14 protein-coding genes are annotated in these 11,939 nt (G+C 57.5%); 10 read left to right on the top strand and 4 right to left on the bottom strand.

Features of this window, described 5'->3' with window-relative positions; translation table 11 throughout:
* Positions 1 to 63: 63 nt before the first annotated feature.
* Positions 64 to 1,104 (bottom strand): thiamine-phosphate kinase, encoded by a 1,041-nt coding sequence (gene thiL / locus AC5FXY_RS16835; protein WP_493557870.1) that lies wholly within the window; start codon positions 1,102 to 1,104, stop codon positions 64 to 66.
* Positions 1,105 to 1,481: 377 nt separating this feature from the next.
* Between thiL and AC5FXY_RS16830 the strand changes: the two genes are divergently transcribed.
* The 3 genes from AC5FXY_RS16830 to AC5FXY_RS16820 are packed head-to-tail and all read left to right on the top strand — an operon-like array spanning position 1,482 to position 2,821.
* Entirely contained in the window at positions 1,482 to 1,943 is a 462-nt protein-coding gene (locus AC5FXY_RS16830) for a helix-turn-helix domain-containing protein (RefSeq protein ID WP_493557869.1), read from the top strand.
* A 6-nt stretch (positions 1,944 to 1,949) separates the two neighbouring features.
* Positions 1,950 to 2,354 carry a hypothetical protein gene (locus tag AC5FXY_RS16825; protein ID WP_493557868.1) on the top strand — a complete coding sequence of 135 codons (405 nt, stop codon included), beginning with the start codon at positions 1,950 to 1,952 and terminating at the stop codon, positions 2,352 to 2,354.
* A gap of 56 nt (positions 2,355 to 2,410) precedes the next feature.
* Positions 2,411 to 2,821 carry a hypothetical protein gene (locus tag AC5FXY_RS16820; RefSeq protein WP_493557867.1) on the top strand — a complete coding sequence of 137 codons (411 nt, stop codon included), beginning with the start codon at positions 2,411 to 2,413 and terminating at the stop codon, positions 2,819 to 2,821.
* Positions 2,822 to 3,012: 191 nt separating this feature from the next.
* On the opposite strand, the gene AC5FXY_RS16815 is transcribed toward AC5FXY_RS16820, so the two are convergent.
* On the bottom strand, positions 3,013 to 3,636 hold the full coding sequence (locus tag AC5FXY_RS16815) for a hypothetical protein (RefSeq protein ID WP_493557866.1): 624 nt from the start codon (positions 3,634 to 3,636) through the stop codon (positions 3,013 to 3,015).
* A gap of 129 nt (positions 3,637 to 3,765) precedes the next feature.
* On the opposite strand from AC5FXY_RS16815, the gene AC5FXY_RS16810 reads away from it, so the two are divergent.
* From AC5FXY_RS16810 to AC5FXY_RS16780, 7 genes are all read left to right on the top strand, one after another.
* On the top strand, positions 3,766 to 4,353 hold the full coding sequence (locus AC5FXY_RS16810; RefSeq protein WP_493557865.1) for a TetR/AcrR family transcriptional regulator: 588 nt from the start codon (positions 3,766 to 3,768) through the stop codon (positions 4,351 to 4,353).
* A gap of 31 nt (positions 4,354 to 4,384) precedes the next feature.
* Entirely contained in the window at positions 4,385 to 5,383 is a 999-nt protein-coding gene (paaA, locus tag AC5FXY_RS16805) for a 1,2-phenylacetyl-CoA epoxidase subunit PaaA (protein WP_493557864.1), read from the top strand.
* Between the two features lie 255 nt (positions 5,384 to 5,638).
* Positions 5,639 to 6,298: a phenylacetic acid degradation b gene (locus tag AC5FXY_RS16800; protein WP_493557863.1), complete on the top strand. Its 660-nt coding sequence runs from the start codon at positions 5,639 to 5,641 to the stop codon at positions 6,296 to 6,298.
* 26 nt (positions 6,299 to 6,324) lie between these two features.
* Entirely contained in the window at positions 6,325 to 7,080 is a 756-nt protein-coding gene (paaC, locus tag AC5FXY_RS16795) for a 1,2-phenylacetyl-CoA epoxidase subunit PaaC (RefSeq protein ID WP_493557862.1), read from the top strand.
* A gap of 134 nt (positions 7,081 to 7,214) precedes the next feature.
* Entirely contained in the window at positions 7,215 to 7,694 is a 480-nt protein-coding gene (paaD, locus tag AC5FXY_RS16790) for a 1,2-phenylacetyl-CoA epoxidase subunit PaaD (RefSeq protein ID WP_493557861.1), read from the top strand.
* Between the two features lie 66 nt (positions 7,695 to 7,760).
* The gene (locus AC5FXY_RS16785; protein WP_493557860.1) at positions 7,761 to 8,363 is read left to right on the top strand and encodes a hypothetical protein; all 603 of its coding nucleotides are present in this window, start codon (positions 7,761 to 7,763) and stop codon (positions 8,361 to 8,363) included.
* Positions 8,364 to 8,519: 156 nt separating this feature from the next.
* On the top strand, positions 8,520 to 8,849 hold the full coding sequence (locus AC5FXY_RS16780; RefSeq protein ID WP_493557859.1) for a hypothetical protein: 330 nt from the start codon (positions 8,520 to 8,522) through the stop codon (positions 8,847 to 8,849).
* A gap of 68 nt (positions 8,850 to 8,917) precedes the next feature.
* Here AC5FXY_RS16780 and AC5FXY_RS16775 read toward each other — a convergent pair whose 3' ends face one another.
* Together AC5FXY_RS16775 and AC5FXY_RS16770 are read right to left on the bottom strand one after the other, a co-directional pair.
* Positions 8,918 to 10,660 (bottom strand): M3 family oligoendopeptidase, encoded by a 1,743-nt coding sequence (locus AC5FXY_RS16775; RefSeq protein ID WP_493557858.1) that lies wholly within the window; start codon positions 10,658 to 10,660, stop codon positions 8,918 to 8,920.
* Positions 10,661 to 10,783: 123 nt separating this feature from the next.
* Entirely contained in the window at positions 10,784 to 11,893 is a 1,110-nt protein-coding gene (locus tag AC5FXY_RS16770) for a 2Fe-2S iron-sulfur cluster-binding protein (RefSeq protein ID WP_493557857.1), read from the bottom strand.
* Between the last annotated feature and the right edge of the window lie 46 nt (positions 11,894 to 11,939).

The following is an 11,939-nucleotide window of genomic DNA, read 5'->3' as shown; positions in this document are numbered from 1 at the left end:
GAAATTAATGGCAGCTCAAAAAGAGTGGTGCCACAGCTTATAGGCCGTGGCACCACTTTCGTTTTACTGCCGCCCGAAATGCGACCAGCCCTGCGCCCGCAGCGGCACGGCGTTGCCGCCCTTCGTGGCCAGAATAGCGCCGTCGGCGGCTTCCGTAACCTTACCAATGATGGTAATGTCCGGGTGATTCTTAAGCTTGTCAAAATCGGTGAGCGGCACGGTGAACAGCAGCTCGTAATCCTCGCCGCCGTTGAGGATGCACATCACCGGGTCGAGGCGAAACTCATCCGCCACGTCGTACACCTGCTGGTCGGCCGGCAGGCGGTCGGAAAAGATGGTGGCCCCTACGCCCGACGCCGTGCAGAGGTGCATGATTTCGGAAGCTAGTCCATCGGAAATGTCAATCATGCTGGTGGGCACCACCTCCATATCCCGAAGCATGTGCACCACGTCCATGCGGGCTTCGGGCCGAAGCTGGCGCTGCACCACGTAATCATAGGCAGCCAGGTTGGGCTGCGTTTCGGGGTCGGCCAGGTAGGCCTGCTTTTCGCGCTCCAATATTTGCAGGCCGAGGTAAGCGCCCCCTAGGTCACCGGTTACGCAGATCAGGTCGTTGACTTTGGCACCGCTGCGCCGCACCGCCTTGCCGCGGGGAGCCGTGCCCATGGCCGTCACTGAAATGACCAGCCCCGCCCGCGACGACGTGGTGTCGCCGCCGATTACGTCCACCCGATACGCTTCCGAAGCAAGCCGAACGCCTTCATAGAACTCCTGCACCGCTTCCACCGAAAACCGGTTGGGCAAGGCCAGGCTCACCGTAATCTGCGTGGGCAGGGCGTTCATGGCCGCAATGTCCGACACGTTTACGGCCACGGCTTTGTAGCCGAGGTGCTTGAGCGGGCAGAACATCAAATCAAAATGCACCCCTTCCACCAGCAGATCGGTGCTGACCACTACTTCGTGCTCGGCCGGCGGCGCGATGATGGCCGCGTCGTCGCCGATGCCCAGTACCGTGGTGGGTTGGTGCAGGGTGATGGTATTCTGAATGAGGCGAATCAGGCCGATTTCGCCGACTTTATTAAGCGGAGTGACTTGTTCTGACATAGCATTAGCACTACGGTGCAAAGGGCCGCAAAGGTAATCTTCTGCTCTTCGAAAACTTACTGCCTCTTATGGCTGAGACCAAGCAGTATAATGCGCTCGAACTCGGGCGGCGCATACTCCCCTATTTTTCGGACTGATACCGTACGGCAGTAGCGCTCAATCGGACCTGGCCTCTGCTGTGCACTCGGATCAGTTTCCTACTCAATTCACCTTGCGGATAAAAGTATTTCTGCCGATCGGCTACGGCGTGTTCCGATATTCTTTGGAACATATAAATGCTTGACCTTATCTTTCAAGCCCCCTGTACTGTACGTATGCACAAGCATGTGTAAATTGATTGCACGCAATCCAGCATATTGACAGCACGGCAATAATCAATGGAGCCTAAGCAAGAAGGAAATACTATCAATGAGCGCATCAAGGTATTGATATCCGCGCTCGGCATTAGTGGTAGAGCCTTTGCAAACCGCTTAGACATAAAGGACGGCACCCTGCGCAATTACATAGACAGAGGCTCCAAGCCAGGCTCAGATTTTATCGAGAATCTATTGAGAAAGGTGCCGGAGGTTAGGGCCGAGTGGCTTTTGCTGGGCCAGGGAGCCATGTTTCATCAATTGACAGAAGCCGCTGAATTCCCTGCAATCTATCGATCAAACCGCAGCGTCAGCCAAGTCGGAACCACCGGCAGCTTGGCGCAGAGCAGCAGCGCCCAACGCTTCAGCAGTACCGAAGACTGCGAAAAAACGGTGGCAGCACTGCAACGCGAAAACGAGTTGCTGCGCAGCCAACTAGCCGATAAGGAAATGATCATCCAGCTGCTCCAGCAGCGGCAGAAGTAACTTGGTATGCAACTGCTAGCCACCTACTCCTTTCTTGACTTATACCTGCACCAAAGTCCCGGTCGGGCGCTAGAGGCGCACTGGAAAGGCTTTGTTAGCAGCACCTTCTTGCGCCAAGCCGTAGGCGACGCCTTGAAGCTGGCGCGCCAGCACCGCATCAGCGGTTGGATTGCCGATGACCGCTTGCTTGGCCCCGTACGCCCGGCCGATCTGGAATGGATTGGCACGGTAGCGCTGTCTGAGTTGGTGGACATTGGTGTCAAGCGCATGGCCCGCATCGAGGCCCTTGATCCGTTGAACCAGATGCTCATCGGTCAGGTGCAAGAGGAAGCCCAAGCCACGCTTCCCTTTGAGCTACGCGTGTTCACCGACATCAAGGCTGCCCGGGCCTGGGCTTGCGGGTCCATTTAACCGCTTTCTCATTTCTCAGCTGCCAATCCGCAGCTTCCCCATTGCTCCCACCCCGAATGCGCTTACTTAAGACCTACCCTTTTCTCAACCTGTATCTGCATGAAGGGGCCAGCTGTGCCATTGAGGCCCAATGGAGCGGATTCATCAACAGCGCAGACCTACGCCAAGCCGTACTAGACGCGCTAGCCGCAGCCCGTGAACACCAGGCTACGAGTTGGATAGCCGATGACCGGCTTTTGGGCCCCGTTCGCCCGACCGATATAGATTGGATTGCCGCCAATGCGCTGCCCATCATGGCTGATATTGGCATTACCCGCTTCGCGCGCGTCGAGGCCGCCGATCCACTCAACCAGTTGCTCATCAACAGCGCTTACAAAACCCAAGCACTAGGATTGTCCTTTGAAGTCCGCGTGTACAACGACGTCGATGCTGCTCGGGCTTGGGCTTGCGGCGCGCCTAATTCTTAACATGATCTAGCTGCCTCAGCAGCAAAAAAGAGCTTGTTTTCCTCAACTCTAATTACCGCTCACCCCGCTCGTAGAGTAGGGCAGACATGCTTTTACTGCTCCTGATTAGTGGTGGCTGCCGTAGCGCTGACAGTGCGGCGGCAAGCCCATGATGCAAAGCTCTGCTGAGGAACGTTTGGCTTCACCAAACCCTATTGCTTCTTATTCGCTGGAGGAAGCAGCGTAATGCGCTCGATCTTGGGCGCCTCGTGCTCCTCCACCATTTCCACTTGGTAGCGTCCGTACTCCGGCACCGTCACCAGCACCGCGTTGGGCATGGCTGCCGTTGATTGGGCCTGATACGCGGCCTTGGCCGCTGAACTCAGCACGTCGTCCGCCTCCTGCGAGTACAGCAGCCAATCGTACTCAAAGCCCTCCGCTGGCCCGCCGTGCTGCTTAGTTACCGAAAGCTTTTCGTCGGCCTGCTGAAACTGCTGCCGCTTTTCTTCGACAAACCGCTCGCTGAAAAGGCCAGACTTGCTCAGCTCGCTTAGGTACAGCTCCGCTTTTGCGAAATCGACGCGGTAATGAGCCGCGTGGCCTGTGCCCTCCGTCCTGATTACCGCATTCAACAGTTTATTGAGGCTCTGATGATTAGCCTGATACCAGTGTACAAACTGCTTGGTTACGTTGATCCTGTTATCCGGCGATGTGGCAGTGCTTCCCGAAACCGATGCTGTTGCCTCGGTGGCCTGTTCGGGCCGATCAGTAGAGGAATTACATGCGGCGGCTGTAACGAGCAATCCAGCCCCGAGCAGACAAATGCGAAGATTCATGCGTTTATTTAGAACCAATGATTCCGCAAGCACGGGATTAGTTGGGGTACAGCCAAACCCAAAAGAATATTGCAACTTGGAGTTGCTAACGAACGTTAGGAACCATATATTTGTTTGCCTAGTGCATCTATGGAAACTTCGGCCCCTACCCTTTCGCGTAAAGCTCAAATTGATCAGACGGCAACCGCGCTGTTTCGCCAGCGGGGCTACGCCGCCACGAGCATGCGCGAGCTAGCCGCCGCCCTGGGCATTGAAGCCGGGAGCATTTACTCGCATATCCGTTCCAAGGAAGAGATTTTGCACCGCATTTGCTTCCGCCTGGCCGATGAATTCATGGCTGGTCTGAACGAGGCCACGGCCGACCCAGCAGCTTCTCCTGCGACGCAGCTGCGCCGCGCCATCGAAAGCCACGTGCGCGTGCTGATTCACGATGCCGATGCTTCCGTGGTGTTTTTGCACGAGTGGCGGCACCTGAGCGAGCCGGCGCACTCGGAGTTTTTGAAGCTGCGCCAGAACTACGAAGCGGCTTACCGTGAGCTGATTGCCCGCGGCGTGGCCGCTGGCGAGCTGCGCACGCCCGACCCTGCTTTTGCGGCGCTGACGCTGTTTGCTAGCCTGACGTGGCTGCCCAACTGGTACCGCACCGATGGCAAGCTCAGCCCCGATCAGATTGCCGAACGCCTAACCGATCAGCTTCTCGGCGGTTTGGCTAACTAAATCAGTATTCCCACGCCAATTTCACCCTACCATGTACGGATCCGTCAGCACCCACGACATTCCGGCCCAAGCCTCTACCGGACTCGAAAACGAGGACCCGCAGAAGCTGGCTGAATTCGAGGCCCGCATTGCCCGCGGCGAGAAAATCGAGCCGAACGATTGGATGCCGGCTTTGTACCGCAAGCAGCTCATTCGTATGATTGAGCAGCACGCCCACTCCGAAATCATCGGCTCTCTGCCCGAAGGCACGTGGATTACCCGTGCCCCTGGCTTCCGTCGCAAAATGGCCCAAATGGCCAAGGTGCAGGATGAAGTAGGTCATGCGCAGCTCTTGTACTCGGCCGCCGAAACGCTGGGCAAGACCCGCGAGGACATGATTACGGACCTGATCAACGGCAAGTCGAAGTACTCCAACGTCTTCAACTACCCTACTCCGACCTGGGCCGACTCCAATGTTATTTCCTGGCTGATCGACGCCGGCGCCATCGTTAACCAGATGGCTAACGCCAAAGGCTCGTACGGCCCGTACTGCCGCGCTCTAGAGCGGATCTGCGCCGAGGAATCCTTTCACCTGAAGTACGGCCACGATGCCGTGGTGCACATGGCCACCGGCACGCCCACGCAGCGTCGCATGATGCAGGAAGCCCTCAACCGCTGGTGGCCGCCCATCATGACGTTCTTCGGCCCGGCCGATAAGATGAGCCAGCACACCGAAATCCTGATGCGTTGGAAAGTAAAAATGGCTTCCAACGACGATTGCCGCCAGCAATTCCTCGACATGTACGTGCCGAAGATTCTGGAAATCGGCCTGACCATTCCCGATCCGAACCTGCGCAAAAACGAGGAAACCGGCAAGTGGGAATACACTGAGCCGGATTGGGACGAACTGCGCCGCGTGATTAACGGCGACGGCCCCTGCAACAAAGAACGCCTCGCGGTACGCCGTGCCGCCGAGGAAAACGGTGCCTGGGTACGCCGGGCACTACAAGCCAAGCAGCAAGCCACGAAATACGTGCGGCCGCTGGCCTAAGCATTTGCCATTGGCCATTTAGCAGCCGCTTTCCCACGTTTCCCGCTCCGGGCTGCTAAATGGCTATTGGTAAATGACCCTTGAAACGAGCGCGGCGGGGTACCTGAAGCTGCATTCCCCCCTGCATTTCCCCGAAATTCGGGTACCCTGCTGCTGCTCTCCCTACTCTGTGAACTTGTGTGATGGTGAAATCGTGAGTCTGACGTTCTACGACGCTCACCATTTCACCATTTCGCTACTCACCACTTCCCCATCATGCTTACTTCCCTCGACCCACGTATCACCCGCCTGGGTCTGCCGGATTCCGACCCGGCCATTGCTCCCAAAGAAACCCTCGACCAGTTTGAGACTTTCGAGGTGTTTCACCAGAAAAAGGACGGCGCCGCTTTTACATATGTAGGCCCGGTGCACGCCCCCACGCCCGACGTGGCCTTTCTTTTTGCCAAGGAGCAATACAGCCGCCGTTTCCCGTGCACGGGCATGTGGGTGACACCCACCCGGGCCATCAGCCTCACGGGCTACGTTGGCGACACGGAATCGGTGTACGACACCATTACGGAGGCGCTGCCGACGGAAGCGGGCACCGCTCCCGACGAAAGTGTGCAGCAGGCCGAAGCTTACGCCCGCGGCGAGGAAGATTACGCCATTTTTCACCTCAAGAAACGCGGCAAGGCGCACACGCACGTGGGCATGGTGCGCGCGGCATCGGCCACCGAAGCCTTACTACAGGCCAAGGCTGCATTTGGTGAGCAGCGCCCGGTGGTGAATGTATGGGTGGTGCGCTGGGCTGAGGTGTTGACTTCCGACGAAGACGACCGCGACATCTGGAGCACCACGCCCGAAAAGAAGTACCGCGACGCCATTGCCTATAAAGTGCAGGACCGCATCGACCGATTCAAGCAAGAACAGGCCTAGTACGGGCTTTGCGTTTTTATACCCTCATGAATACCAACGCCCTCAAAGACCTGCTTTACCGCCTCGCCGACGACCAGTTGATTCTTGGTCACCGGAATTCCGAATGGAACGGCCTCGGCCCCATTTTGGAAGAGGACATTGCGTTTTCCTCCATGGCGCAAGACAAGCTAGGCCACAGCCTGCAGCTGTACACGCTCTTGCACAACTTGGGCGAAGCCGAGCCCGACACGGTGGCTTTCACGCGCAATGCCCCGCAGTTTCACTGCTGCCAGTTGGTAGAGCTGCCCATCGGTGACTACGCTTTTAGCCTGATTCGTCATTTCTTGTACGACCACGCCGAGCTGCTGCGCTTCGAGATGCTGGCTACCAGCTCCTACGAGCCCCTGGCGCAAGTGGCCCGCAAGCTGAAAGGCGAACTAAAGTACCATGTGCTGCACGCCAATACCTGGGTGAAGCAGCTGGGTACGAGCACCGACGAAGCCATCGAAAAACTACAAGCGGCGCTGAACGAAACGCTGCCTTACGCTCTCGGTATCTTTGAAACCACCGAGCAGGAATCGGCCATCATCACTGAGGGTTTCTTCCTTGGCGAAGACGAGTTGAAGGCCCGTTGGCAGGAAAGCATCAGCAAAGTACTGGCTCAAACCAGCCTCGAGCTACCCGATCTGACGACCACAGTGCCAGTATTCGGCGGCCGCCACGGAGCGCATACCGCACACCTGCAGCCCTTGCTGGATGAAATGGCCGAGGTATTCCGCCTCGACCCGACTGCCGATTGGTAGGCTACTTGCTGTGCCCGTTTAACCATTCCCAACTGATTCCGCTGATCCTTTTAGCGGAATCAGTTGTTTAACAGCAGCGCCTCTCACCTTTCCTAAGCGCCCCTAAGTATCCGCCGCTTATACCCACATCAGTCATGGATAAGGCAACGATTTTCTCTTGGCTCGAAGTAGTGAAGGACCCGGAAATACCGGTGCTTTCGCTTGTCGACCTAGGCGTCATCCGCGATGTACGCATTGCCGACGACGGCTTCGTGACCGTACGCATGACCCCTACCTTCTCTGGCTGCCCGGCTATGGATTACATGCAGCGCGACGTAGAGCGCGTGTTGCGGGAACATGGAGTGGAGCGCTTTGCGGTAAAGATGTCGTTGGAGGAGGCTTGGAGTAGCAATTGGGTAACGGAGAAGGGTCGTGCCGCATTGAAAGAATTCCGGTTGTCACCGCCGCCGATGCACCAAGGCATCGTAGACCTGGATATTTTGGAGTATGCTGAGTGTCCACACTGTGGCAGTCACAATACCACGCTCAGGAGCCCGTTCGGCCCCACGCTATGCCGGGCACTGCATTATTGCAACGACTGCCGGCAAGGCTTTGAGCAGTTTAAGCCGGTTTAGTGCCGCGCCTGCATATCAATTGCAACTTTGGGAATAATTCAGCTTCTTCCTGCGTTTTACCGACCTATGCGTAAACTGCTGTTTTACTTGCCACTGCTTATGCTGCTGGCTGCGGCTTCCTGCCGCAAAACCGGAGACAATCCGGTAGCTAATATTCCAGTTGACCCTACATCACCCACGGCGGCTCGTGCTCAGCTGGAGGTACTGCGCGACACTGTGGATTCGCGTTGGAAGCAGATGATGGACAGCGACAACCAGAAGCTGGTGGCTACCACGGCCGTTCTGAAAACACTGGAAAAGCTTCCCGGCACCAACCCTGGGCGCGCTCAACAACTAGCTAAAGCCAATGACCGCCTGCTAGGTCTGCGCTACGACCAGCAGACAATGTCTGTCTCCGAGCGCATCGATGCTTACGATATAGCTCAGGATTCTGTCCTGCGTGCTGTGTACGACCTGGCCCAGGCGCAATACGACCGCAGCCAAGAGGTGCAGGCCTTGACGGAAACCATCAAAGTAGCCGACAACGAAGTGGCGGGCTACCGGGTGCGTTACGATCAGGCTGCCAAGCTTTATAACAACTACTTGCAGATGCACGGCCAGGCGTTGCAAAAGGCTGGCCGTAAGTACGCCAAGCTGCAGCCATTGCCGTTGTTTGAACTAAAGCCGTAAAGCACCTTAACACCTTGTCTTCCAGTCACCCAAAGCAGTGCTTTGGGTGACTTTTTTGTTTCTAAGGGCTACATATATATGTCATAAATTGTATGCAACGCCAAGCTGATTAACTGGCTCTTACTATTGATCTATCACCCTAACCAACCTAACTCCATGCGTCGCCCCTTAATCTGGATGCTTGGCCTGCTGCTGACCCAAGCTGCATTCACTTGCGAAAAGAATGAACCCGGACCATGCGAAGATTGCGCTACCCCGGCCACGGTGCGTAACCTCGCGGGCCTCGATGGCTGCGGGTATGTGCTGGAGCTCGACAACGGCCAGCGTCTCGAACCAGCCGGCGAGCCGTGGCACCGGTTCACAAAACGTGACGGCGATAAGGTGATGGTTACCTACGCCCAGGAGTCACGCGTTAGCATCTGCATGGTTGGCCAAACGGTGCAGGTAAGTTGCATTCGCGCCATGTCAGACGGCAGCGGCAACTAATGCCTTGCCTCATAAAAAAGCCCGAACTACAGCAGTGGTTCGGGCTTTTTTGCTTTAGAAAAGCGACTTTAGAGTTGGGCCATTTCGGCGCGAACAAAGTCGGCCAGGCTGCGCAGGTAATCGGTGCTGAAATCGAAGCGGATACCTGCTGCTTCGTATATCTCACCGATGGTGGCCGTGTAGCCTAGCGCCAAAGCCCGCTTGTAAGCTTCGAGGCCAGCGTGCGGATCGTGGCGGAAATTGCGCCATACTGCTATGGCGCCGAGTTGCGCCATGGCGTACTCGATGTAGTAGAACGGCACTTCGTACAGATGCAGCTGCTTCTGCCAGAGCCACGGCTTATAGGCTTCGATGCCTTCCCAGCTTACCGTGCGCTGGTTGAACTCGTCAAAAATCTGCGTCCAGCGGGCTTGGCGCTCGGCGGGGCCGTGCTTCGGGTTTTCGTAAATCCAGTGCTGGAATTTGTCGATAGTAGCTACCCACGGGAATGTTTCGAGGACGCTTTCCAGGTGCGTCTTCTTGGCCCGGCGCAGCTCATCGGCATCGGAGAAAAACACGTCCCAGTGGTCCATTGAAATGAGTTCCATGGACATGGAAGCCAGCTCTGCTACCTCGCTCGGCGGGTGCTTGTCGGCACCCATGGGCAGGCGGCGCGTCAGGAAAGAGTGTACGGCGTGGCCGCCTTCGTGCAGCATCGTGATGACGTCGCGCAGCGAAGAGGTAGCGTTCATGAAGATGAACGGCACGCCGGTCTCGTCCAGCGGGTAGTTGTAACCGCCCGGTGCCTTGCCTTTGCGCGACTCCAAGTCCAGATGGCCCATATCGCGCATGGTAGTAAGGCAGTCGCCGAGGAACGGGTCGAGGCGCTGAAAGACGGTGATGGTCTTGCCAAGGAGTTCCTGGCCGGTCTCAAACGGCCGCAATGGTGCCTTGCCGGTGGTATCCACGTCGAGGTCCCAGGGGCGCAGCTCGTTTAGTTGCAGATCCTGCCGGCGCTCCTGGTCGATTTCATCGATCAGCGGCACTACCGTATCCTGAATAGCCTGATGGAAGTCAAAGCAATCCTGCGGCGTGTAATCGAAGCGGCCGAGGGCCGCAAACATATAGTCGCGGAAATTGGGAAAACCCGCATTCAGCGCCATCTGGTGCCGAAGGCCTACCAGTTGCGTAAACAGTTTGTCCAGGGGCAAAGCATCCTGCACCCGACGGTCCTGCACGGCGCGCCACGCTTCTTCCCGCTTGGCGCGGCTGGGGTCTTTGAGGCGGTCGGCTGCCCGCTGCAAGGTCATTTCCTCACCGTCGAGGGTGACCGTCATGGCCCCCACGGTAGCGGCGTACTCCTGCTGCTTGGTGCTGATTTCCGTTTTGAGCGGAATGTTCTCGGCACGATAGATTTCCAGGGCGCGCCGCACAGAGCGCAGGAAAATGCGGTACCGCTCCGGGTTCAGCTCGCCGGCGTAAGGCGACTGCACCAGCTTCTCGTTCAGGGCATGGTCGTAAGGCGCCGCATTAGGTTCGATCTGGCTTACGAAGTACTGAAACGCCTCGGAACGCTGCTGATCCTGCGTATCGCAGGTCATGCGGATGTAGCGCCACGCGAGGTCTTCGCTCAGCACCGACTCCAGCTCGGAGCGGTCGAGCAGCCACGCTTCCAGCTCTTCGCCGTTGTGCACAGGCCGGTCGCGCAGCTCAATGAAGTAGGGCTCAAGAGCTGCCCAATCGGTGACGGTAAAAGATTCGGGCAGGTAACGTCGCGGCGGCCGGGTGGCTGTCGTAACGTCGGTGGTAACTTCCGGAAGTGAGTGGATCATGGGCAAGAGCAGCGGTACCAAAGCACCAGCATTAAAGTATGTACCTACGCAGAATTTCGCCAGGCGGCTGCAAGAAAAGCCGCAAAAAAAGCACCAATTAGCCGCGAAATTCCGGTAGGTAGATTACCCGATTTCGATGACTACATCGTTGGTGAGCGGGTGGCCCACGCATACCAGCACGTAGCCCTGTTTTAGCTCAGAGTCGGACAGGCCTTCACGCTCGTCCAAATGCACTTTGCCCGAAAGGCACTTGCCACGGCAAGCCGTACATAAGCCGGCCTGACAGCTGTAAGGCAGGTCGATGTCCAGATCAAGCGCCGTTTCCAGAATTGTTTTCCCGGGCGGTACTTCCAGCTCGTAATCGGTGCCTTCGTACTGAATCTTGACCTTACGAGCCACAATTTCATCGGAGTCGTCGGCCGTGACGGTACCGTGGCCTTCGGGCTGGGTGGCAGCGGTTTCGGCTGAGTCGGCAGAAGCCACGAAGCTCTCGCGGCGAATACGCGCCGCTGGCACGCCCAGCAGCTCCAGAGCAGCTTTGGCTTCGGTCATCATACCTTCCGGCCCGCACATGTAGTACTCGGCCTGCTCGGCCGGGAACTGATGCCGATTCTCCAGAATGCGCAGCAACATGGTGCGATTCAGTCGGCCGGCGTGCTGGTGAGCAGCCACCGGCTGGTTGGGCTGGCTGAACACGTGCTCTACTTGGAAACGGCCAGCGTATTGTTGCTCCAGGGCTTGCAACTGCTGCCGGAAGATGACAGACTCCTCGTTGCGGTTGCCGTAAACCAGCAGCACGTGGCTTTGTGGCTCGTCATGCAGTACGGCCTTCAGAATCGACATCAGCGGTGTAATGCCCGAACCAGCACCAACGAGCACAATGGAGCGCGACGTGGCCGGGTTGCACTGCACCGTGAAATTGCCCATGGGGACCATGGCCTCTATTTGCTGCCCTACTTGCACGTTGTCAAGCAAGTAGTTGCTTACCAAGCCGCCGGCCACCCGCTTTACCGTTACGGAAAGACGCGGCGATTCGCTTGGGGTGCTGCTCAGGGAGTATGAGCGCCGCTCGGGACGGCTGCCAGAGCCGCAGGGCACAATCAGGGTGAGAAATTGACCCGGTTGGCAAGCCACGGGCTGCCGATCGGCGCGCTCGAGGTGGATGGTGATGGCGTCGTCGGTTTCGTGGGTCAGCTCGACGACGTTCAGGCTCAGGTAAGGACTAGTGCTCATGCGGTTCTCGGCCGGTGGGCGGCGTTCGAAAACAGGGTGTAGTGGA

This window comes from Hymenobacter sp. FMD4 (assembly GCF_058932745.1).
Note: the sequence above shows the minus strand (reverse complement) of the source record. Positions and strands in the feature narration are given on the sequence as shown.